The organism is Hydrogenophaga sedimenti (genome assembly GCF_051857515.1).
In the GTDB taxonomy this organism is placed as follows: domain Bacteria; phylum Pseudomonadota; class Gammaproteobacteria; order Burkholderiales; family Burkholderiaceae_C; genus Hydrogenophaga.
The window spans coordinates 142,641-165,087 of the sequence record NZ_JBPZHA010000012.1; the positions used below are offsets into that span (position 1 = coordinate 142,641).

At 65.0% G+C, this 22,447-nt stretch carries 21 protein-coding genes and 3 tRNA genes; 11 read left to right on the forward strand and 13 right to left on the reverse strand.

Translation table 11 applies throughout. The annotated features are described in order from the left end of the window. The first annotated feature begins 39 nt into the window (after positions 1 to 39). The 3 genes from ACS5NL_RS18805 to ACS5NL_RS18815 are packed head-to-tail and all read left to right on the forward strand — an operon-like array spanning position 40 to position 2,976. Positions 40 to 1,557 (forward strand): DNA-3-methyladenine glycosylase 2 family protein, encoded by a 1,518-nt coding sequence (locus ACS5NL_RS18805; RefSeq protein WP_439355507.1) that lies wholly within the window; start codon positions 40 to 42, stop codon positions 1,555 to 1,557. Then, on the forward strand, positions 1,554 to 2,063 hold the full coding sequence (locus ACS5NL_RS18810) for a methylated-DNA--[protein]-cysteine S-methyltransferase (RefSeq protein ID WP_439355508.1): 510 nt from the start codon (positions 1,554 to 1,556) through the stop codon (positions 2,061 to 2,063). Before ACS5NL_RS18805 ends, ACS5NL_RS18810 begins: the two co-directional genes overlap by 4 nt. A gap of 10 nt (positions 2,064 to 2,073) precedes the next feature. Beyond that, positions 2,074 to 2,976 carry a DMT family transporter gene (locus tag ACS5NL_RS18815; RefSeq protein WP_439355509.1) on the forward strand — a complete coding sequence of 301 codons (903 nt, stop codon included), beginning with the start codon at positions 2,074 to 2,076 and terminating at the stop codon, positions 2,974 to 2,976. A 73-nt stretch (positions 2,977 to 3,049) separates the two neighbouring features. On the opposite strand, the gene ACS5NL_RS18820 is transcribed toward ACS5NL_RS18815, so the two are convergent. From ACS5NL_RS18820 to folC, 9 genes are all read right to left on the reverse strand, one after another. Beyond that, positions 3,050 to 3,126, reverse strand: a tRNA-Asp gene (locus tag ACS5NL_RS18820). A gap of 54 nt (positions 3,127 to 3,180) precedes the next feature. Further along, positions 3,181 to 3,256 (reverse strand) — tRNA-Glu (locus ACS5NL_RS18825). Between the two features lie 60 nt (positions 3,257 to 3,316). Continuing rightward, positions 3,317 to 3,392: transfer RNA gene (locus ACS5NL_RS18830), tRNA-Ala, on the reverse strand. Positions 3,393 to 3,478: 86 nt separating this feature from the next. Beyond that, complete coding sequence (gene gltX, locus ACS5NL_RS18835; protein WP_439355510.1) at positions 3,479 to 4,861, reverse strand: glutamate--tRNA ligase; 1,383 nt, start codon at positions 4,859 to 4,861, stop codon at positions 3,479 to 3,481. 31 nt (positions 4,862 to 4,892) lie between these two features. Continuing rightward, a complete protein-coding gene (locus ACS5NL_RS18840; protein WP_439355511.1) occupies positions 4,893 to 6,113 on the reverse strand; it encodes an O-succinylhomoserine sulfhydrylase in 1,221 nt (406 codons plus the stop codon). Between the two features lie 11 nt (positions 6,114 to 6,124). Continuing rightward, positions 6,125 to 7,630, reverse strand: a complete 1,506-nt coding sequence (gene purF / locus ACS5NL_RS18845; RefSeq protein WP_439355512.1) for an amidophosphoribosyltransferase — start codon at positions 7,628 to 7,630, stop codon at positions 6,125 to 6,127. A 33-nt stretch (positions 7,631 to 7,663) separates the two neighbouring features. Continuing rightward, positions 7,664 to 8,131: a CvpA family protein gene (locus ACS5NL_RS18850; protein ID WP_439355513.1), complete on the reverse strand. Its 468-nt coding sequence runs from the start codon at positions 8,129 to 8,131 to the stop codon at positions 7,664 to 7,666. Between the two features lie 49 nt (positions 8,132 to 8,180). Further along, positions 8,181 to 8,852, reverse strand: coding sequence for an SPOR domain-containing protein (locus ACS5NL_RS18855; protein WP_439355514.1), 672 nt, complete (start codon positions 8,850 to 8,852; stop codon positions 8,181 to 8,183). A gap of 100 nt (positions 8,853 to 8,952) precedes the next feature. Next, a complete protein-coding gene (gene folC / locus ACS5NL_RS18860; RefSeq protein ID WP_439355515.1) occupies positions 8,953 to 10,329 on the reverse strand; it encodes a bifunctional tetrahydrofolate synthase/dihydrofolate synthase in 1,377 nt (458 codons plus the stop codon). Between the two features lie 46 nt (positions 10,330 to 10,375). Here folC and ACS5NL_RS18865 point away from each other — a divergent pair, with 46 nt between their 5' ends. The 5 genes from ACS5NL_RS18865 to argG all read left to right on the forward strand — a co-directional run bounded on the left by ACS5NL_RS18865 (position 10,376) and on the right by argG (position 16,552). Next, positions 10,376 to 10,732 (forward strand): ArsC family reductase, encoded by a 357-nt coding sequence (locus ACS5NL_RS18865; RefSeq protein ID WP_439355516.1) that lies wholly within the window; start codon positions 10,376 to 10,378, stop codon positions 10,730 to 10,732. A 56-nt stretch (positions 10,733 to 10,788) separates the two neighbouring features. Continuing rightward, positions 10,789 to 12,834: a hypothetical protein gene (locus tag ACS5NL_RS18870; RefSeq protein ID WP_439355517.1), complete on the forward strand. Its 2,046-nt coding sequence runs from the start codon at positions 10,789 to 10,791 to the stop codon at positions 12,832 to 12,834. Positions 12,835 to 13,012: 178 nt separating this feature from the next. Then, complete coding sequence (locus ACS5NL_RS18875; RefSeq protein ID WP_439355518.1) at positions 13,013 to 14,776, forward strand: hypothetical protein; 1,764 nt, start codon at positions 13,013 to 13,015, stop codon at positions 14,774 to 14,776. 90 nt (positions 14,777 to 14,866) lie between these two features. After that, positions 14,867 to 15,184, forward strand: coding sequence for a pyrimidine/purine nucleoside phosphorylase (ppnP, locus tag ACS5NL_RS18880; protein WP_439355519.1), 318 nt, complete (start codon positions 14,867 to 14,869; stop codon positions 15,182 to 15,184). Between the two features lie 30 nt (positions 15,185 to 15,214). Further along, entirely contained in the window at positions 15,215 to 16,552 is a 1,338-nt protein-coding gene (gene argG, locus ACS5NL_RS18885) for an argininosuccinate synthase (RefSeq protein WP_439355520.1), read from the forward strand. 124 nt (positions 16,553 to 16,676) lie between these two features. On the opposite strand, the gene murB is transcribed toward argG, so the two are convergent. Beyond that, complete coding sequence (gene murB / locus ACS5NL_RS18890; protein ID WP_439355521.1) at positions 16,677 to 17,741, reverse strand: UDP-N-acetylmuramate dehydrogenase; 1,065 nt, start codon at positions 17,739 to 17,741, stop codon at positions 16,677 to 16,679. A gap of 39 nt (positions 17,742 to 17,780) precedes the next feature. Between murB and ACS5NL_RS18895 the strand changes: the two genes are divergently transcribed. From ACS5NL_RS18895 to ACS5NL_RS18905, 3 genes are read left to right on the forward strand one after another with little or no spacing between them, the layout of a single operon-like run. Beyond that, on the forward strand, positions 17,781 to 18,272 hold the full coding sequence (locus ACS5NL_RS18895; protein ID WP_439355522.1) for a YajQ family cyclic di-GMP-binding protein: 492 nt from the start codon (positions 17,781 to 17,783) through the stop codon (positions 18,270 to 18,272). 24 nt (positions 18,273 to 18,296) lie between these two features. Further along, positions 18,297 to 18,890 carry a DUF4124 domain-containing protein gene (locus ACS5NL_RS18900; RefSeq protein ID WP_439355523.1) on the forward strand — a complete coding sequence of 198 codons (594 nt, stop codon included), beginning with the start codon at positions 18,297 to 18,299 and terminating at the stop codon, positions 18,888 to 18,890. Positions 18,891 to 18,916: 26 nt separating this feature from the next. Further along, entirely contained in the window at positions 18,917 to 19,576 is a 660-nt protein-coding gene (locus tag ACS5NL_RS18905) for a retropepsin-like aspartic protease family protein (RefSeq protein ID WP_439355524.1), read from the forward strand. Positions 19,577 to 19,587: 11 nt separating this feature from the next. Here the strand turns inward: ACS5NL_RS18905 and ACS5NL_RS18910 are convergent, their stop codons facing one another. The 3 genes from ACS5NL_RS18910 to plsY all read right to left on the reverse strand — a co-directional run bounded on the left by ACS5NL_RS18910 (position 19,588) and on the right by plsY (position 22,438). Next, positions 19,588 to 21,267, reverse strand: a complete 1,680-nt coding sequence (locus ACS5NL_RS18910) for a DUF1566 domain-containing protein (protein ID WP_439355525.1) — start codon at positions 21,265 to 21,267, stop codon at positions 19,588 to 19,590. Positions 21,268 to 21,455: 188 nt separating this feature from the next. Beyond that, entirely contained in the window at positions 21,456 to 21,812 is a 357-nt protein-coding gene (locus ACS5NL_RS18915) for a RidA family protein (RefSeq protein WP_439355526.1), read from the reverse strand. Continuing rightward, positions 21,809 to 22,438, reverse strand: coding sequence for a glycerol-3-phosphate 1-O-acyltransferase PlsY (plsY, locus tag ACS5NL_RS18920; protein ID WP_439355527.1), 630 nt, complete (start codon positions 22,436 to 22,438; stop codon positions 21,809 to 21,811). The genes ACS5NL_RS18915 and plsY overlap by 4 nt, the downstream gene beginning before the upstream one ends. Positions 22,439 to 22,447 lie beyond the last annotated feature (9 nt).

Sequence of the window (22,447 nt, forward strand, 5' to 3'; positions counted from 1 at the left end):
CGGCCAGCCACATACGCCTTCAAGACCTACCATGTCGCCATGCCCGACCAACCAGCCATGGACGAAGACGCCCTCTACCGCGCCCTGAGCACCCGGGACGCGCGTTTTGACGGCCGTTTCTTCACCGGTGTCACCTCGACCGGCATCTACTGCCGCCCGGTCTGCCGCGTCCGCACGCCGCAGCGGGGAAACTGCCGCTTTTTTGAGCACGCCGCCCAGGCCGAGCAAGCTGGCTTTCGCCCCTGCCTGCGCTGCCGCCCGGAACTGGCGCCCCGCGACCGGCACTGGTCGACCGAAGACGCCGGTGACATCCTGGTCCGGCAGGCCACCGCCTGGCTGGACCAGCCGGACCGCGGCGACGGCACGGCCTCGGCCGTGGCGCAGCTGGCGTCGCGCCTGGGCGTGAGCGACCGGCACCTGCGGCGCCTGTTCGAAGACCGGCTGGGCGTCTCGCCCCTGCAGTACCTGCTCACCCGGCGCTTGCTGTCGGCCAAACAACTGCTGGCGGACACCACGCTGCCCGTGGCCGACGTCGCCCTGATGTCGGGATTCGCCAGCGTGCGCCGTTTCAACGCCGCGTTCGCCGGGCGTTACGGCATGAACCCGACGCAGATGCGGCGCGGTGGCAGCACCGGGGCCTCGTCCGGCGGCAGCGGCATCCGCCTGGCCTGGAGACCGCCGTACCAGGCCCAGGCACTGATCGGATTCATGGCGACCCGCGCCCTGCCCGGCATCGAGCGGATCGATCCGGCCTCGCTCAGCCTGCGGCGCACGCTGCGGTTGTCGGCGCGGGGGTCGGAGCACCGGGGATGGTTGCAGGTGCAACTCGAACCCGACGCCGGACAACTGGTGCTGCGGGTCAGCGACGGCCTGGTTCCGGCGCTGCCCTGGGTGATCGCGCGGGTGCGTGCCGCCTTCGATCTGGATGCCGATCCGCAGGCCATCGATGCCGTCCTGCACCGCGACTTTCCGGCAGGGGATGGCCTGCGCGTGCCTGGCGCATTCGATGGCTTTGAACTGGCGGTGCGCGCCATCCTCGGTCAGCAGGTCACCGTCGCCGCGGCGCGCACCCTTGCCGACCGGCTGGCCCGGGACCTGGGCGAGCCCCTGGACACTGGCTGGCCCGACCTGGATCGCCTGTTCCCGACTCCCGAAGCCCTGGCCACTGTCGATCCTGCCCGGCTCGGCGAGATCGGCATCGTCCGCCAACGGCAGGCCGCCCTGCAGGCCCTGGCCCGGGCCGTGTTGGGCGGCACACTGACACTGAACGATGGTGCCGACCCGGATCGCGAAATCCAGACCCTGCAGACCCTGCCGGGCATCGGCCCCTGGACAGCGCACTACATCGCCATGCGCGCCCTGCGCTGGCCCGACGCCTGGCCCGCGGGCGACATCGCCATGCACCATGCGCTCGGTCTCGCCGCACCCGGAACGCCCGGCGCCCGCAAGGAGGCCGAACAACTTTCTCAGCGCTGGCGGCCCTGGCGCAGCTATGCACTCATCCGCGCCTGGAGCGCACCACCGGCCCACCCTCCAACCCAGAAAACCTCGCCATGAACACGCCAAACCCATGTCTGCAAAAGGTGGTTGCCACCCCGCTGGGCGACCTGCGCCTGTTGGCGAGCCCGCAAGGGCTGGCCGGCACCTGGTTCGTGCACGACCAGCGGCACGGCCCTTCCGCCGAACGTCTGGCCAGTTGGCCAACGGTCGAGCAGCACCCTGTGCTGGACGATGCAGCCCGACAGATCGCGGCCTACTTTCAGGGCAAGCGCCCGCGCTTCGCCATTCCGCTCGACCTCGCACAGGGCACCGCATTTCAGCAGGATGTCTGGCGAGCGCTGCTCGAGATCCCGGCCGGGCAAACGACCAGCTACGGCGCGCTGGCCCGGCACATCGGACGACCAAACGCCGTGCGGGCCGTGGGGGCCGCCGTGGGCCGCAATCCCCTGAGCATCGTGGTGCCATGCCACCGGGTGCTCGGTGCCAATGGCGCCCTCACGGGCTATGCTGGTGGACTGGAGCGCAAACGGGCGCTGCTGCTGCTGGAAAGCGGCGACCTCTGAGTTCATCCCCATGCCACTGTCCCTGATCGGAGAATTCCTTCTCCTGGCCGCCCTCTGGGGTTCCTCGTTTCTCTTCATGCGCCTGGGCGCTGCCGAGTTCGGCGCATTGCCCACTGCCGGCGTGCGCGTGGCACTGGCCGCCCTCTTCCTGCTGCCGGTGTTTTTCGTGTCCGGTGTCTGGGCGGGCTTCCGGCAACGCATGGGAAAGATCCTGTTTGTCGGCTTGCTCAACTCGGGCATCCCGTTCGCTCTCTTCGCGTTCGCCGTGATGCACATCAGCACCGGCCTGACCTCGATCCTCAACGCCACCGTGCCGCTGACCGGCGCGGCCGTGGCCTGGGTCTGGCTCAAGGACCGGCCCGACGCGATGCGCTCCGCTGGACTGGCAATCGGGTTCGTCGGCGTGTGTCTGCTGGTGATCGGCAAGTCGGGCTTCAGTCTGGCGCCGGGAGCGGCGTCATCGGGAGAAGCCCTGCTGGCCATGCTGGCCTGCCTGCTGGCCACGGCCTGCTACGGGCTGGCCGCAAGTTTCACCAAGCGCTACCTGACCGGTGTGCATCCGCTGGCCACCGCGTCCGGCAGCCAGATCGGCGCGGCGCTGGGGCTGGCCCTGCCGACCTGGTGGCTCTGGCCAGCCCAGACGGTGAGCACGGGTGCCTGGAGCGCGATGGTGGCGGTTGCGCTGCTGTGCACCTCGCTGGCCTACATCCTGTTTTTCCGCATCATTGCAAAAGCCGGTCCGAGCAAGGCACTGACCGTGACCTTCCTGGTGCCTGTGTTTGCATTGTTCTACGGCCGTCTGTTCCTGAACGAACACATCACGCCCTGGATGATCGGCTGCGGGCTTGTCATCATGGTGGGCACGTCGCTGTCGACCGGCCTGGTCAAGCGCCCGGTCGCCAGGACCGCCTGAAAAAGCGCGCGCCAGGCGCGCGCAGGCAAGAAAAAAGCCGCTCAGACTGACGTCTGAACGGCTTTTCCGTGACTGGCGGAGTGGACGGGGCTCGAACCCGCGACCCCCGGCGTGACAGGCCGGTATTCTAACCAACTGAACTACCACTCCGCGTGGTGCAGCTTTTTGCCTGTTGCTCGCGCTTCAGGCCAAGTGCCACAAACTTGGCGACCCTACGGGGATTCGAACCCCGGTACTCACCGTGAAAGGGTGATGTCCTAGGCCTCTAGACGATAGGGTCATAACCTAAGAACCGAACTGTGCATTGTAGCAAGCCACAAGGGCACAATTCTTCAATTTTTGGTGGAGGTAAGCGGGATCGAACCGCTGACCTCTTGCATGCCATGCAAGCGCTCTCCCAGCTGAGCTATACCCCCACGAAATCCACTTCTGGGTTACTGTTTCGTGCTTTGTTGCGAACAACTCAGCGCGAATCAGCAAGACTCAAATTATAGACCATTTTTCAGGCTTTCTGCAACCTCGACAAAACTGTTTGACGATTTTGCAGTTCGAGCACCGCATCGAGCGACGGCGTCTGGGCCGTGCCCATCACCAGCACCCGCACCGGCATCGCCAGTTGCGGCATCTTCACACCGTGGGCGGTGATGGTTTCCTTGATGGCTGCGGAGATGGCGGCCTTGTCCCAGGCACACTCGGCCAGCTTCTGGGCCAGGGTCTGCAGCACGGGACGGATCGCGTCGGTGATGTGCTGTGCGCGCTCGGCGTCCGACGGTGTGATGTCGGCATAGAACGCCGCCGCCCAGTCGGCCAGCACCACGAGCGTGTCGCAACGGTCCTTGAACAGGCCACAGATGCGCGGCAGGCGCTCGTCGGCGGTGATGCCCCGCTTGGCGAGCTGCTCGCCCACCAGCGGCGCCAGCGCCGCATCGTCCATGGCCTTCAGATGCTGGGCGTTGACCCAGCGCAGCTTGGCCTCGTCGAAACGGCCGGCGCTGCTGCCCAGGTGGTCGAGGTTGAACCACTGCAGGAACTGCCCGCGGCTGAAGATCTCGTCGTCGCCATGGCTCCAGCCCAGACGTGCCAGGTAGTTCACCATCGCGTCGGGCAGATAGCCTTCTTCGCGGTACTGCGTCACCGGCTTGGCGCCGTTGCGCTTGCTCATCTTCTCGCCCTGCTCGTTCAGCACCGTCGGCAGGTGGGCGTACACGGGCGGCTCTTTGCCCAGTGCGCGGAAGATGTTGATCTGGCGCGGCGTGTTGTTCACGTGGTCGTCGCCACGGATCACGTGCGTGATGTCCATGTCGATGTCGTCCACCACGACGCAGAAGTTGTAGGTCGGCGTGCCGTCGGGGCGCGCGATCACCAGGTCATCGAGTTCGTCGTTGCTGAACTCGACACGGCCCTTGACCTTGTCTTCCCACACCACCGAACCACCCTGCGGGTTCTTGAAACGCAGCACGGGCCTCACGCCCTCGGGGATGGCGGGCAGGGTCTTGCCCGGTTCGGGGCGCCAGGTGCCGTCGTAACGCGGCTTTTCCTTGTTGGCCATCTGGCGCTCGCGCAGTGCATCGAGTTCTTCCACGCTCATGTAGCAGGGATAGACCAGCCCTTTGGCCTGCATCTTGGCCAGCACGACCTTGTACCGGTCCATGCGCTGCATCTGATAGAACGGGCCCTCGTCGTGATCGAGGCCCAGCCACTTCATGCCTTCGATGATCACGTCCACGGCCGCTTGCGTGGAGCGCTCCAGGTCGGTGTCTTCGATGCGAAGAATGAAGGTGCCCTGGTTGGCACGGGCAAACGCCCACGGATACAGCGCGGAGCGGATGTTGCCCAGGTGGATGAAACCGGTGGGCGAAGGAGCGAAACGGGTGCGGACGGTCATGGGACGGTTCAGAGGATTCAGAGGCTGAGCATCAGATGCTGGAGAGGCCGCGGTCCAGGTCGGTGCGGATGTCGTCCAGGTGTTCAAGGCCGACGGCCACGCGGATCAACCCCTGGCTCACACCCGCGGCCTGGCGCTGCGCCTCGGTCAGGCGGCCATGCGAGGTGCTGGCCGGGTGGGCGCACAGGGTCTTGGTGTCGCCTAGGTTGGTCGACAGCGACAGGACCTGCATCGAGTCCAGCACATGGAAGGCCCGCGCGCGGGCCTGATCGGCGTCGGAGGCCTTGACCTCGAAGGACAAGACAGCTCCACCGAGGCCGGACTGCTGCTGCAGGGCCAACGCGTGCTGCGGGTGGCTCATCAAGCCCGGGTAGAAGACGCGCGCCACTGCGGGATGCGATTCCAGCCACTGCGCCAGTGCCAGCGCCTGCGCCGACTGCGCGCGCAGCCGCAGGTCCAGCGTTTCGAGCCCCTTGAGGACGACCCAGGCATTGAACGGCGCGAGCGTCATGCCGCCACTCTTGAGCACCGGCAGGAAGGTCTTGTTGACCAGCTCTTCGCTGGCACACAGCGCACCGGCCATGACGCGCCCCTGGCCGTCGAGGAACTTGGTGCCGGAGTGCATGACGATGTCGGCGCCCAGCGACATCGGCCGTTGCAGCGCCGGCGTGGCAAAGCAGTTGTCGACCGCGAGCAGCGCGCCGGCGTTGTGCGCCAGATCGGCCAGCGCGCGGATGTCGCAGACCTCGGTCAGCGGGTTGGTCGGCGTCTCGGCGAAGAGCAGGCGCGTGTTGGGTTTGATGGCCGCCTTCCACTCACCGACGTCGGTCTGCGAGACGAAGCTGGACTCCACGCCAAACTTGGCGAGATCGGAACCGATCAGCTTGATGGTCGAGCCAAACATCGAACGCGAGCACAGCACGTGGTCGCCCGCCTTGAGCAGGCCCATGCACATCATGAGGATGGCCGACATGCCCGAGGCGGTGGAGATGCAGGCCGGCGCGCCTTCTAGCGCGGCCAGACGCTGCTCGAAGCTGGTGACAGTGGGGTTGCCGTAGCGGCCATAAGTGAAACCGTCCTCGTCGCCGGCAAACCGCGCGGCCGCGGCCGCTGCCGACGGCTGCACATAACCGCTGGTCAGAAACAGCGCTTCGGAGTTTTCGCCGTACTGGCTGCGCTCGACGGCCGCGCGCACCGCGAGCGTTTCGCGGTGCAGGTTGTTGGCATCAGGAAAAGAGGTGTCCTTGCTCATCCGGCCCTCACTCAGGCGGTCTGCGCGTTGGGCAGGGCCAGGCGCGAGGCGTCTTCCTGACCTTCTTCGCTCTGGTCACGGCCCTGGTTCATGCGGGCAATGGTTTCCTGCGTGATGTCGCCGGTGACGTAGACACCATCGAAGCACGAGGCGTCGAAACCGGCCAGGCCGGGGTTGAGCGAGCCAATGGCCTGCTTCATCGCGTCCACGTCCTGGTAGATCAGCGCGTCGCAGCCGATGATCTCGCGGATCTGCTCGACCGTGCGGTCGTGCGCCACCAGCTCCTGCGGCGTGGGCATGTCGATGCCGTAGACGTTGGGAAAGCGCACTGGCGGCGCGGCGCTGGCCATGTAGACCTTGCGCGCACCGGCGTCGCGCGCCATCTGCACGATTTCCTTGGACGTGGTGCCACGCACGATGGAGTCGTCCACCAGCAGCACGTTGCGGCCCTTGAACTCGCTGGCAATCACGTTGAGCTTCTGGCGCACCGACTTCTTGCGCACGCCCTGGCCGGGCATGATGAAGGTGCGGCCGACATAGCGGTTCTTCACGAAACCTTCGCGGTACGGCAGGCCCAGCAGCTGGGCCAGTTCCATCGCGCTGGGGCGCGAGGACTCCGGGATGGGGATGACGACGTCGATCTCGCTGGGCGGCACGGTGGACACCAGGCGCTTGGCCAGGGTCTTGCCCAGGTTCAGGCGCGCCTGGTAGACCGAAATGCCGTCGAGCACCGAATCCGGACGGGCCAGGTAGACGTATTCGAAGATGCAGGGGTTGTGGCTGACTTTGTCCGCGCATTGCTCGAAGCTGGTCTGGCCTTGCAGGTCGATGAACAGGGCTTCGCCCGGCTGCACATCGCGATCGAGCTCGAAGCCGTTGCCTTCGAGCGTCACCGACTCGCTGGCCACCATCACCGAGCCTTCGGCGTTGCGGCCCACGCACAGCGGACGGATGCCATAGGGATCACGGAACGCCAGCAGGCCATGGCCCGCGATCAGCGCGATCACCGCATACGAACCCTTGATGCGCTGGTGCACGCCACGCACCGCCGCGAACACATCGGCCGGCTTGAGGGTCACACCGCGGGTGGACTTCTCCAGCTCGTGCGCCAGCACGTTGAGCAACACTTCCGAGTCGCTCTCCGTGTTGATGTGGCGGTGGTCGGTCTGGAACAGCTCCTGCTTGAGCAGCTTGGCGTTGGTCAGGTTGCCGTTGTGCACCATCACGATGCCGAACGGCGCGTTGACATAGAAGGGCTGGGCCTCCTCTTCGCTGAAGGCGTTGCCCGCCGTCGGATAGCGCACCTGGCCCAGGCCCACATTGCCCGGCAGCGCGCGCATGTTGCGCGTGCGGAACACGTCGCGCACCATGCCCTTGGCCTTGTGCATGAAGAACTTGCTCCCCAGCTGCGTTGCAATGCCGGCCGCATCCTGGCCACGGTGCTGCAACAGCAGCAAGGCGTCATAGATCAGCTGATTGACTGGTGTCTGGCTGACCACACCCACGATTCCACACATGTTCGGATCCTCAACGAAACTAAGACTGTCGATTCAGGTCAGGTGACGGGCCACCGGCTCCGGCAACAAGGGCTTGAGCGCATGCAGGCTGCTCACCAGCACCCGCGCCACCGCCGAGGACTGCCACCCCGGCTGCGAATGCAGCGGGGTCATGCCCACAACCACGGCCACCGCCAGCAGCACCACTGCACCCCGCAGCAGGCCGAATGCAGCACCCAACACGCGATCGATCGGACGCAATCCGACCGCCGCCACCATTTTTTTCACCACCCAGGCCAGGAATCCCCCGGCGAATGCGCTGGCCACGAATACCGCGGCGAAACCGGCCGCAGTCCGCAAGCCCGGCGATGCCCCATCCATCGGCAGCCATCCGGCCACCTGGTCCGCATAGTGCTGCGCCAGCACAAACGCCGCCACCCAGGCCATCACGGAAAGCACCTCGTACACCAGCCCGCGCCACATGCCCACGATCGCCGACAGCACCAGGATGAACAGCAACACGCCATCCACGAAATTGATCACACCAGGCCCCGGACGCTCGACCGACCGATCACAACCAGAGCAGTGCCGCCGGCAAGCCCAGCGTCTTCGCCTTTGCGGCGGCCTTCTCGGCCTCGGCCTTGGTGGCAAACGGCCCCATGCGGACGCGGATGCGGCGCCCCTGCGGTGTTTCGGCCACGTGGGTGTATGTCTTGAGTCCTGCGCGCTCCAGCTTGAGGCGGGCCTCGCGGGCACGATCGACCTCGGCAAACGCGCCCACCTGCACCACGATGCGCTCGTTGCCGGCTGCGGGTTTGTCGACCGCCTTGTCCGCCGGTTTTTCTGCGGGCTTTTCGGCGACCTTCTCGGCCGCGGGCTTGGCCGCCGGCTTTTCCGGGGCTTTCGCAGGGAGCTTGTCTGCCGCCTTGTCAGCGGGCTTTTCGGCCGGCTTTTCCGCGGGCTTCGGCGACGGCGCAGTGGCCTCCGGCCTGGATTCGATCACTTCCTCGCGCGCCGCCAGGCTGTCGGCCGTGGCCACTGCGGTGGACTTGGTGGCGGCAGGCGCTGCCGGTGCAGCCACCTCCCCTTTCGCGGTCGGCGCAGGATTGCGCGAAGGGATTTCGATCGGAATGTCGACCGCGATCGGGCGCGGTTGCGTGTCGAACAGCAGCGGGAAGCCCAGCACACCCGCCAGAACCAGCACCGCGGCGCCGATCAGGCGATGGCGAGCCTTGCGGCGCACGGCCTCGATGCTTTGCGGCGGCGGAGGGGCCGAATGGCCTGCTGAACCGGAACGGGATAGGAGCATGCGACGTGAAGCCCGGCGAAGTGAACGAAAGGGGTCAGTCCGCGAGGTGCCTGGCCGACAGACGCGGCACACCATTCCTCAGAACACCACCCACCGTGTGGAAGGAGCCAAAGACCACGATTCTATCAGCGGGGTCTGCTACAGAGACCGCTGCACGCAGGGCGTCCAGGGGCGTTGCGTGGCATCCCGCGACCCGGCTTTTGCCGCCCGGCGCCGTGACCGGACTGGCGTCCAGCGAGCGGGCCAGATCCTGCGCGAGGCTGGCCCGCGGCAGCGGCAGATCGGTCAGGTACCAGTGGTCAACCAGGGGGCCGATGCGTTCGAGCATCGCACCCAGGTCCTTGTCCGCCATCGCGCCGAACACGGCGTGCGTCACCGGGTAGTAACCCATGGCGTCGAGGTTTTCGGCCAGCGCCGCCACCGAATGCGGGTTGTGGGCCACGTCGAGCACCAGCGTCGGCTGGCCTGGCACGATCTGGAACCGCCCCGGCAGCTCGACCATGGCCAGCCCGTTGCGCACCGCCTGCGCCGTCACCGGCAACCGGGGCCGCAGGGCCTCGATCGCGGCCAGCACGCCCGAGGCATTGACCAGCTGGTTGGCGCCGCGCAGCGCCGGGTAGGCCATGCCACTGAAACGGCGCCCGCCGTGTGAGGGGTGCATCGCCCAGCCCCACTGCTGCTGGTCGCCGGCGAAATGAAAATCCTTGCCGATGCGCCAGAGTTCGGCGCCGATCTCCAGCGCCCGGTCGAGCACGCTCTGCGGCGGCACCGGGTCGCTCACGACCACGGTCCGGCCGGTGCGCATGATGCCGGCCTTCTCGTAGCCGATCGCCTCCCGGTCGTTGCCCAGCAAGGTCATGTGGTCCAGCGCGATGCAGGTGATGACCGCACAGTCGGGGTCAACGATGTTCACCGCGTCCAGACGCCCGCCCAGCCCGACCTCAAGGATCGCCACCTCGATGCCGCTGTCGGCCAGCGTGCGCAGAATGACCAGGGTCGTGAACTCGAAATAGGTCAGAACCACCACGCCATCGGCGCCCTGCCCGCCATCACCCAGGCGCGCGCGCTCGACCTCGGAGAACGCCGGCAGCAGGGCCTCGGCGGCCACCGCTTCGCGACCGACGCGGCAGCGTTCCTCGAAATGCACCAGGTGCGGCGAGGTGTAGACACCGGTCCGGTAACCCGCTTCGCTGTAGATCGCCTCGAGCATGGCGCAGGTGGACCCCTTGCCGTTGGTCCCGGCCACGGTGATCACCGGGCAGGGCATGACCAGCCCCATGCGCCGGGCAACCTGCTGGACCCGGTCCAGCCCCAGCTCGATGCCGCTGATGCCCTGAGGGTGCTGCCGCTCGCAGTGCGCGAGCCATTCGTTCAAGCTGGTGGGAGGTGCGGACAAGTCGACGGATTGCATGGGGGCGATTGTCCCATCCGCGCGCGATGCCCCGACAATCGCCACCATGATCACCCTCTACGGCATCCCGAATTGCGACACCGTCAAGAAGGCACGCGCCTGGCTGACCGAACGCGGCATCGCGCACCAGTTTCATGATTTCAAGAAACAAGGTGTTTCCGACGTAACGCTGGACCGGTGGATCGCGGCGCTCGGCTGGGAACCCCTGCTCAACCGCAAGGGCACCACCTGGCGCGGACTGGACGACGCCACCCGGGCGGTTGTGACCGATGCGACGGCGGCGCGGGGCGTGATGCAACGCCACACCAGCCTGATCAAGCGACCGGTCGTCGAATGGGCAGAGAACGAGGTTTCTGTCGGGTTTTCGGCCGATGAGTGGAGCCGCCGTGTGTTGAAGCGGTGATGCTCCGCTGAACGGTCGCCCATAAAATGAGCAATCCATAAAAGGAGGAAGTGCCCATGATGATGAAGAACCTGCGCTGGCTGGCCTTGATGGCCGCAGCCGCTCTCGCCGCCTGCGGCGGCGCCAACGAGTCGACACCGACCACCTCGGCCAAGAACGCCTCTGTCTTGCCAGTCAGCAATTCGGTGGCCTCCAGCGACCAGGAGGTCAGCCTCAACAAGGCCGACGCCGTCACCCCGACCGCGTCGGAAGCCAAGCGCGGCACCGCCGCCGAGGCCTTCACGGCGGTGAGCATCGACAACAAGATGGCTCGCAAGTCCGGCGCCAGCGTCGATCTGGGCGCGCCATCGGCCGCCGATCTCGAACAACGCGAGAAAAACAACAAGAAAAACGGCGGCCTGCTCAAGCCCCGCGCCTACCAGACCGGCTTCGCCCGCCCCGTCGCGGCCACCACCCTGACCAAGAGCCTGCAACAGCTCCTGACCTGGACTGCCACCGGCACCGGCGTGCAACGCGCCAGCATCCGCCTGAGCTCCACCGGCGCCAAGGCCCTGCGCCTGGGCCTGGAGGTGCAGAACCTGCCCGACGACGCCGTGCTGCGGGTCTATGCGGACGGCAGCAGCCAGGCGCAGCAAACCACCGGAGCGCACATCAAGTCCGCCATCCGCACCAACGTCGCGGCCGACGGCGACTCGGCCAATGCCCACACCTACTGGATGCCCGCGACGATGGGCGAAGCCACCGTGCTCGAAGTGGATCTGCCCGCCGGCCGCGACACCTCCAGTGTCTCGCTGGCCATTCCCAAGCTCATCCACCAGGTCCAGAACGCCATGGAAGCCGAGCTGGGCCAGCTGCAAGCCAAAACGGACTGCCCTGCCGTGACCCCGGATGCAACCTGCACATTGCCACCGGCCGTCAACGCCATCACGACGATGGACTTCACGGACGGTGCAGGCAGCTACGTCTGCTCCGGCACGCTGGTGGCCAATCGCGGCGCATCCCAGTTGGGCTATGTGCTGACCGCCAACCACTGCATCAGCACGCAGACCGTCGCCAGCACGGTCGTCACCTACTGGTTCTACCGCAGCAGTGCCTGCAACAGCACCACCATCAATCCGAACTGGACCTCGGTGGCCGGTGGCGCCACGCTGCGCTACAACAAGTCGGAAGCCTCCACCTACGCCGAGCGCAATGGCCAGATCGTCGTGACTTCGGACGGCACCGACACCTCGCTCATCGACCTGGTCAGCGCACCTCCTGCCGGCGTGATGTATGCCGGCTGGGCCTTCCAGCGCCACAGCGTCAACACGGGCACCAACTACGTCTCCCTGCACCACCCGACCGGTGGCTGGATGCGTCGCAGCGATGGCGTGCTGACGAACTACTTCCTGTACATCGGCAATGACCTGGGTGACACCTGGACCGACGACAAGTACCCGATGTACGAAGTGAGCTGGAGCTCCGGCATCACCGAAGGCGGCAGCAGTGGCTCCTCCCTGCTCCACGACGGCACCACCGCCAACCCCAAGGTGATTGGCCAACTGTGGGGAGGGACTTCTACCTGCACCAACACCGCCGGCAAGGACTACTACGGTCGCTTCGACCTGGCCTATGAAAACGGCCTGATCAACTGGCTCAATCCGGGCTACCGGATGGTCTTCCGCTTCTACAACACCGGCAATGGCGCCCATTTCTTCAGTGCCAATGCCGACGAGCGGGATGCCGCCCGGACCAACAACCCGGCACTGACTTACGAATCGCCGGTCTACATGGTCTCGCCAGCCGCGGGAAGTGGGCTTGGTCCCGTGTACAGGTTCTACAACACCCGACTGGGTGTGCATTTCTACACCAACAGCGAAACCGAAAAAGCCTACGTCATCGCCAACCTCTCCAACGTCTACACCTATGAAGGCATCGCCTGGTACGCGCCGCCCGCCGGCTCCGCGATTGCGGGCACAGTCGACGTTTACCGCTTCTACCGGCTTGGCGTGGGAACCCACCTCTACACCGCCAGCGTGGCAGAACGCGACAACATCATTGCCACCCTGGGGCAGTACTACAACTACGAAGGTATCGCCTACAAAGCCTGGCCGTTGAACTGATCAGAAACCGATAAGCCTGAATCCAGGGCTGGCGCGGAAACGCGCCAGCCCTTTTTTCTTGCCGGGGCATCCTCCATCGGGAGGATGAACCCATCAGGCCAGCGTCCACACCCGAATTCATTAGGCCGGAAGCACTACAATTTTCTGCGTCAGTTTCACGAACCCAGGGAGGAATCACATGACCCGTCATCCGACACGGGCGCTGGCGCTATGCCTGAGCGCTCTTCTGGCCGCCTGCGGCGGCGGCCACGACCCGAGAACCGATACCAGCGATCCGCTGGTGGCGGCTTCCACCACCACCAATGACACCACCACGGCCAAGACCAGCGAGGACAACGTTTCCGAAAAGGACGTGCAGTACTGGTCGGAATCTGCTGCCCTGAACCGGGCGGAAGTCCAGCAGCCATCACCGTCAAGTTCGGATGGAACGACACAAAAGTCGTTAGGCGCCAGCACCAAGGCTTTTGTGGCGCCGAGCGCCCCACTCTACCGCTTCTACAACATCAATACAGGCGCGCACCTGTTCACTCGCGACCTGACCGAGCGCGACCGCACCCTCAACACCCTGCCCCAGTTCCGGTACGAAGGCGCGGTGTTCTCGGCCTGGGCCAGCGCCGACACCGGACTATCGCCGGTCTACCGCTTCTACAACACCCTTACGGGCGCCCATTTCTTCACCATCAGCGAAACGGAAAAGGCACAGATCCAGGCCAGCCGCCCGGAAATGAATCTGGATGGTGTTGCCTATTACGCCGCCAAGACTGCCCTGGCGGGCACCACCGGCCTCTACCGCTTTTATCACCGCCAGAAGGGCTTCCATTTCTACACCACCAGTGCCGCCGAACGCGATTCGATCATCGCCAACCTCTCGGCGACGTACAACTACGAAGGCGTGGGGTATTACGTCAATGCTGCAGTGGGGAGCTATGACAAGGCGCTGGCTTCGTTCGCAGGAAAAGTGAATGCCTCTGGTTACGTCAATGGGCTCGGCGAATCCGCACGATTCAAGGAGTTGCGTGGCATGGCTTGCAATCCTGCAGGCACCCTTTTTGTCACCGACAGCTCCGACTATATGAGCGGCAGTGAAATTCGGCTGATCAACTCCGCAGGGTTGGTCACAAGTTGGGTAGGAAATCGAAACGGTCCGTACAACTACGCCGATGGGACAGGGAGTGGAGCAGCTTTCGATGAGCTACGCTCAGTGACTTTTGCGGCCAATGGAACGGGGTACACAGCTGACTACAAGACAGTTCGATCGATCACGCCAGCCGGATTGGTCACAACAATTGCAGGCAGCTTGACCGCGAATTCTGGCTATGTAAATGGCGTTGCGTCAGCCGCTCGATTTCAAAAAATTGCAGGGATCGCAATTGATTCAAATGGGAATATTTTTGTTAGTGAAAGCGGAAATAATGCCATTCGAAAAATCACTCCTACAGGCATAGTAAGTACATTTGCAGGAGCCGACTCATCTGTACTCGCATACAACAGAAGTGGGTTTTCAGATGGCCAGGGAACAACCGCCAGATTTAATGACCCGGGGCAAATCGCAATTGATTCAGGCAACAATATTTATGTTGCAGATGAATTGAATCACCGAATTCGAAAAATCACTCCAACAGGTCTCGTCACCACACTCGCCGGTCAGTCCTCACCTGGCGTTGTTGACGGCCCGGGAACTGCAGCCAAGTTTGACAACCCTTTTGCAATAGCAGTTGATAAATCAACTGGCAATGTGTATGTCGGGGACAGGGACGGCTACACGGTTCGGAAGATCACCCCGGCGGGCGACGTGACTACCGTGATCGGAACCGCATACAGCTCTGGTGTTTACTTCGGCTCCCTTCCGGCCGCGTTGGACGCCATTGGTGGACTGGCCGTGTGCGGTGGTCGCCTTTATGTCAATGCAAATTACGCGGTGTACTGGACCAACCTTCCCTGACCCACACTGGGGCAGCATGCGCAGCCCCCTAAAATGCTGGGTTACCCGGGCGCCGTTCGGCGCCCGTTTCTTTTTCCGGACCCTCCTCACATGACCACCTCGCGCATCGACGGCGTTGCCGTCACCACCCAGGCCAATGTCTACTTCGACGGCAAGTGCGTCAGCCACGGCATCACCTTCCCCGACGGCACCAAGAAGTCGGTCGGCGTGGTGCTGCCCGCCACCCTGACCTTCAACACCGGCGCGCCCGAGATCATGGAATGCGTGGCCGGCGGCTGCGAGTACAAGCTGGCCGGCACCGACGCCTGGCTCAAGTCCGGCCCGGGCGAGAAGTTCAACGTGCCCGGCAACAGCAGCTTCGAGATCCGCGTGACCGAGGCCTACCACTACATCTGCCATTTCGGCTGATCCGCGGCTGAACCAGACACGAGCACACACATGGCCACCATTCTTCAGAACCTGCCCACCCAGCAGAAAGTCGGCATCGCCTTTTCCGGCGGCCTGGACACTTCCGCCGCCCTGCTGTGGATGAAGCAGAAAGGCGCCCTGCCCTATGCCTACACCGCCAACCTCGGCCAGCCCGACGAGTCGGACTACGAAGAGATCCCGCGCAAGGCCATGGCCTACGGCGCTGAAAAAGCCCGCCTGGTGGACTGCCGCCTGCAGCTGGCGCACGAAGGCATCGCCGCCATCCAGTGCGGTGCCTTCCACATCAGCACCGGCGGCATCACCTACTTCAACACCACCCCGCTGGGCCGCGCCGTGACCGGCACCATGCTGGTGGCTGCCATGAAGGAAGACGACGTCCACATCTGGGGCGACGGCTCGACCTTCAAGGGCAACGACATCGAACGCTTCTACCGCTACGGCCTGCTGACCAACCCCAGCCTGAAGATCTACAAGCCCTGGCTGGACCAGCGCTTCATCGACGAGCTGGGCGGCCGCAAGGAAATGAGCGAGTTCCTGATCGCCAACGGCTTCGACTACAAGATGTCGGTCGAGAAGGCCTACAGCACCGACAGCAACATGCTCGGCGCCACGCACGAAGCCAAGGACCTGGAACACCTCAACAGCGGCATCCGCATCGTCAACCCCATCATGGGCGTGGCGTTCTGGAAGCCGGAAGTGGACGTGAAGGCCGAAGAAATCACCATCCGCTTCGAAGAAGGCCAGCCGGTCGCCCTGAACGGCCAGACCTTCGACTCGCCGGTGGACCTGTTCCTCAAGGCCAACGAGATCGGCGGCCGCCACGGTCTGGGCATGAGCGACCAGATCGAGAACCGCATCATCGAAGCCAAGAGCCGCGGCATCTACGAAGCCCCCGGAATGGCGCTGCTGCACATCGCCTACGAGCGCCTGGTCACCGGCATCCACAACGAAGATACGATCGAGCAGTACCGCATCAACGGCCTCAAGCTCGGCCGCCTGCTCTACCAGGGCCGCTGGTTCGACCCGCAGTCCATCATGCTGCGCGAAACCGCCCAGCGCTGGGTGGCCCGCGCCATCACCGGCGAAGTGACGCTGGAACTGCGCCGCGGCAACGACTACTCCATCCTCAACACCGAGTCGCCCAACCTGACCTACGCGCCCGAGCGCCTGTCGATGGAAAAGGTGGAAGACGCGCCGTTCAGCCCGCTGGACCGCATCGGTCAGCTGACCATGCGCAACCTCGACATCACCGACACGCGCGCCAAGCTGGGCATCTACGCCCACACGGGTCTGCTGTCGATGGGCGACGGCACGGCGGAGATCTTCAAGCTCGAAGGCGGCAAGTGAAAGCGGTGCGGCACCCGGATGGGTGCTGCATAGCGAAGTAGAGGGGGAGGTTCCGGCATCGCCGGAACCGGGGGACATGAGCGGCGCAGCGCCTACCCGGGTGTCGCGCCGCTTTCGCTTGCCCTCAGAGAACGACAGGCTCCGGCTCCAGCCGGATGCCAAAGCGCTCGTACACGCTGGTCTGGATGGCCTTCGCCAGGGTCATCACTTCGCCGCCCGTGCAAGGATGCTCGGCGTCGCCCTTGTTGACCAGCACCAGCGCCTGTTTCTCGTACACGCCGGCATGGCCCATGGTCTTGCCCTTCCAGCCGCAGGCGTCGATCAGCCAGCCGGCCGCCAGCTTGATGCTGCCGTCGGCCATCGGGTAATGCACCACCTTCGGATCGCGCGCGATGATGTCGGCGCACTGCTCGGGCGTGACCGTCGGGTTCTTGAAGAAACTGCCGGCGTTGCCAATGACGGCCGGGTCCGGCAGCTTGGCGCGGCGGATCGCCACCACCCAGTCGTAGATCTGGCGCGCATCGGGTGAGCGGATGCCCGTTTCTTCCATCTTGCGTTCCAGGTCCAGGTAACCCAGCACCGGTTTCCAGGGCTTGGGCAGCCAGAAGCGCACGCGGGTGATCACGGCGCGGCCCGCCAGCCCGAAGCTGCGTTCGTCGGTCGGAACGTGCTTGAACACCGAGTCGCGGTAGCCGAAGCCGCACTGCGCGGCATCAAGACTGAACGCCTGACCAGTATGCAGGTCGATGGCGTCCAGCGAATGGAAGCGGTCCTGCAGCTCGACCCCGTAGGCCCCGATGTTCTGCACCGGCGAAGCGCCCACGGTGCCGGGGATCAGCGCCATGTTCTCCAGCCCCGGACAGCCCTGCTCCAGCGTCCAGGTCACGAAACCGTGCCAGTTCTCGCCCGCACCGGCTTCGATCAGCCAGCCCTTGTCGGTTTCCTCGACCAGGCGCCGCCCGGTGATGTCGACCTTCAGCACCAGGGCCTTGACGTCGCCGGTGAGCACCAGATTGCTGCCGCCGCCAAGCACGAACACAGGGAATGCGACCGACGGTGTGCGCCATGCGGCGCTGGCCATCAGCGTCCGCAGATCGTCTTCGGAGCGCAGCCGGGCGAGCGCTTGTGCACGGGCGGCAATGCCGAAGGTGTTCAGCGGCTGGAGGGCGACATTGTTCTCGACTAACATCCATGAATTGTCTCATTCACGCTCCCGGGAGTTCCTTTCATGCCCTCTTTCGATACCGTTCTTGAAGCCGATTTCGTCGAAGTGAAAAACGCGGTCGACCAGGTGGCCAAGGAAATCGGCACCCGCTTCGATTTCAAGGGCACCAGCGCCGCCATCGAGCTCAAGGAGAAGGACAAGGAGATCACGCTGTTCGGCGACGCCGACTTCCAGCTGCAGCAGGTCGAAGACATCCTGCGCAACAAGATGACCAAGCGCAATGTGGATGTGCGCTTCCTGGACATCGGCAAGGTCGAGAAGATCGGCGGCGACAAGGTCAAGCAGGTGGTCAAGGTCAAGAACGGCATCGCCAGCGAAGACGCCAAGAAGATCCAGCAGACCATCAAGAACAGCAAGATGAAGGTGCAGGCTGCGATCCAGGGCGACGCCGTGCGCGTGACCGGCGGCAAGCGCGACGACCTGCAGGCGGCCATGGCCCTGATCCGCAGCGAGCTCAAGGACCTGCCGCTGGGTTTCGACAACTTCCGCGACTGAGCCATGCCCTGCCCGAGTTCCGAGATGGCAAAACCCGCCCTTCGCCCGCTGGCCGCACTGGCGCTGGCCGTCATGCTCTGCGGTTCCGCTCACGCCGGTGTCTTCAAATGCAAGGGCCCGACCGGTGCCACCGTGTTCCAGGACAGCGAATGCGGCCCGGGCTCGCAATCACTGGTCGCGCCCAAGACCGACGCACCTGCGGTGGACCTGACACAGCCGCTGGAGAAGCGCTTCAAGACCCCGGAAGAAAAGAGCCGGGTGATGGCGGCCATGAAGATTGCCGGCATGGAGCTGGCGATGCGCAAGAGCATCGATTTCTGCAAGACCCGGGCGGCGGAGCACGTCGCCGGCATCGAGCAGGTCTACGACGAATGGCGCAAGGACCACATCATGGCCATCACCGCCAGCGACCAGCTGATCGAGAAGTACACCTCGATGAAAGAACGCAGCGACGCCTTCACCGAAGTCGGCAACATGCTCGACCAGAGCCTGAACCTGCGCGCCGGCAACGATGTGGCCCGCAACGTCGACAACTGCAAGAGCGCGCCCGCCAAGCTCAAGTCGTTCCTGGCCAACCGCCACACCGACGCCTATTCGGCGGTCGGCAAGCCGCGCTGATCCTGCCCCGTACCGGAAAGCCTGTCTTGAACTTCCTGCGCGCCACCTTGACCCTGGTGCTGGCCTGCACCAGCGCCGCAGCTGGCGCACAGACGACCGCGCCACAGGTCGCGCTGTCGGGCGTGTCGGGGCAGAAAGCCCTGCTGGTGATCGACGGCGCTCCGCCCCGCTTCGTCGCCATCGGTCAGACCCAGCAGGGTGTCAAGCTGCTGTCGCTGGACGGTGACGCCGCCACGGTCGAGGTCAACGGCCAGAAACAGACGCTGCAGGTTGGCGGCGCCCCCGTCAGCGTGGGCAAGGCCAGGGCGGGCGGAGGCGGTCAGCGCATCGTGTTGACCGCCGACCCGAGCGGCCACTTCCTGCCCGATGGCCAGATCAACGGCAAATCGGTGAAGTTCATGGTGGACACCGGCGCCACCACCGTGGCCCTGGGCGCCGCGGAAGCCCGGCGCATCGACCTCAAGTACGAGCACGGCAAGCGCATCCAGATGAGCACCGCCAACGGCGTCTCGGTCGGCTACCTGATTCGCCTGGATTCGGTGCGTGTCGGCGACGTCGTGGCCTACGAAGTCGACGCCGTGGTCTCGCCGCAACCGATGCCCTTCGTGCTGCTGGGCAACAGCTTTCTCAACCGCTTCCAGTTGCAGAAAACCAACGACCAGCTGACGCTGGAGAAGCGGTTTTAGCCGTCCGCCCTTCACTGTGGGAGCCGCACCAGACGCACGAAAAAGCCACTGCCGCGGGTGAAGGCAAGGACGCTGCCATAGTTGAAGTAGACGAGCCAGGCCGAACCGGAGTTGACCGCGTAGGGCGAAGACGACCACAGGTACGCGCCGATCGCTCCCGGAAACGCTGCGGGATCGACGCGCGCTCCGCTGGTCACGCTCAGGTCGCCCAGGCTGGCCAGCTCCTTGATGTTGGGCAGGCGCCAGCCGCTTTGCACCCGGGCATGGGACAGCGCCTGTTCGTGTGTGAAGCTGCTGACCGAGCCGGCGCAGGCGCTGCCATTCCAGAACCGCCCCTGCTCGCAGCGGCGCCACTGCAACCCGGTCCATGCGTCGTTGACCACGTTGTTGACCGTATCGCTGCCATAGGGCACGGTGCTGTAGGTGAAGCGCGCGCCCACGGGCCCGGCGCCCCGCACCAGACGCACCGCATAGGCCGTCGTGCGCGGGGCGGCGCTGGAATAGGAAGAACCACCCATGAAAGAGGCATACCAGGCGAGCGCGTTGTCGGTGCTCAGGCCCTGGCCACTCCAAAACGAAGTGGCTGGTGTGTTGGGAAACCAGGTGGTGTTGATGGATGCAGCTGTGGTTCGCCCGGAATCCATGAGCGTCAGCAGTTCCTGACGCGAGGGCAGGCGCCAGTCGGTAAAACCACACAGCCCGATGCCATTGACGTGGATCACGTATCCGCTGGCGTCGGTGGCGAGGTTGGTCCCGTTGTTGGAGTAGGTGTTGCTGCCGGCGCGCGTGCCCGTCGCCTCCTTGCCTTCCCAGATCAGTCCCGTGACGTTGTCGCGCAGGCAGCTGGTCACGGGAACCGTTCCGAGTGCGCTGTAGCCCATCGGATTGCCGGAGGTGCGGTGCCCGTCCTGCTGCGGGTTCAAGGCGGTGGTGGTGGCGCCGCCGCAGGCGACGAGGGTGTTGCTGCCCGTTTCGTAGCACTGGCTGTTGGTGATGCCCGTGTGCGGCAGCTTCTCGGCCCGCCAGTCGTTGGCCAGCACGTGATACCCGATGCCTTCGTAGCTGTAGACGCCGCTCAGATTGGCCTGGATGCTGGTCTTTTCTTCTTCGCTGGCGGTGAAGAAGTGAAACCCACGGCTGGGCACGAAGAAGCGGTGGAACGGGAGCAGCCCGGCGCCCGCCACCTGGCTGGCGTGGTAGGCCACCCCCTCGTAGGTGAATTGCGGCAGGTTCGCCGCCACGTTGGCGCGCTCGGCTTCGCTGATGGTGTAGAAGTGAACACCGCTTCGGGTGTTGAAGAAGCGGTGCACGGGGCTCAGGCCCGGCGAGAAGGCGCTGGCCACCGAAAACGCCACACCCTCATAAACGAAGGGGGGCGAGAGGTTGTTTTGAACGTGGTCGCGCTCGGTGGTGTTGGTGGTGAAGAAATGGGCCCCGGTATCGCCGTTGTAGAAGCGGTAAACGGGGATGCGCACCGCTGCTGCCTTGGCGGCGACCTGGCCCATCCGATAGGCCTGCTCGCCTGCGATGGCACCGGGCTGGTCGGCGTCCAGCGCCAGCGTGGTGCCGGGAACTGCGGCCGTGTTGGGCTGACCGCTGGTGGGTTGGGCGCCGTTGGCCGATGCGGTGCTCTTTGCCGGGGTTTCGTTCGCTGGACTGTCGCCACCACCGCAGCCCGCCAGGACGACCATGACTCCAACAGCGACAGACAGGTGGCTGAAAGCTATCCATCGTGCAGGCATCGGCATACCGTCTCCAGACTGGGTCAAGCAACGACGTGACCTTCAGGGAGTGGACTCGATCACCCTCTGTTTTGCAACCCCCGTGCGCAAAGGCCCGCCCGCTCAGGACGGACCCTCGACGGTGAGCAGGTGTGGCGTCAGCCCTGAGCGGCCGTCACCACCACCTCGATCTTCCAGGCCGGGTCGGCCAGCGCGGCCTGCACCGTGGCCCTGGGCGGCGCGGTGCCCGGCACCACCCAGGCGTCCCACACCTCGTTCATCACGCCGATCTCGCGGATGTCGGTGAGATAGATCTGCGTGCGCAGGATGCGCGACTTGTCGCTGCCCGCTTCCTTCAGGCGCTGCTCGATCTGGGCCAGCACGTCGGCGGTCTGGCTGCGGATGTCGGTGGCCTCGCACTCGGGCACCATGCCGGCGAGATAGACCACGCCGTGGAAGACCGCGGCCTCGCTGTAGCGCGTGGCCATGCCGATGCGTGTGATGTCGCTGCTCATGATTTCTTGGCTCCCAGCTTGCTTTCCTTGCCCGCCACCAGACGGTTGATGTTCTCTGCATGGCGCCAGACCAGCAGCAGCGCCATCACCGCCAGCGCCAGCACCTGTTTGCCCGGTGCGTTCCAGACCACGTCGTGGCCGAACAGGAAGAAGGTCGGCGCGAAGATCGCGGTGACGATGGACGACAGCGAGGAATAGCGGAATGCGTAGGCCACGATGACCCAGGTCAGCAGCGAGGCCAGCCCCAGCCAGGGGTTGAAGCCGATGATCACGCCCGCCGCGGTGGCCACGCCCTTGCCGCCCACGAAGCGGAAGAACACCGGCCACAGGTGCCCCAGGAACGCAGCCAGGCCGACCAGCGCCACCGTGCCCTCGCCCAGGCCCCAGCGCTCGCCCCACCACTTGACCACCACCACCGGCAGCCAGCCCTTGAGGGCATCCAGCAGCAGCGTGAGGATGGCCGCCTTCTTGCTGCCCGAACGCAGCACGTTGGTGGCGCCGGGGTTCTTGCTGCCGTAGGTGCGCGGGTCGTCCAGACCCATCAGACGGCTGACGACCACGGCGAACGACAGCGAGCCGATGAGGTAGGCCACGAGGGTGGCGATGGCGGGGTACAGGGCTTCCAAGACAAATTC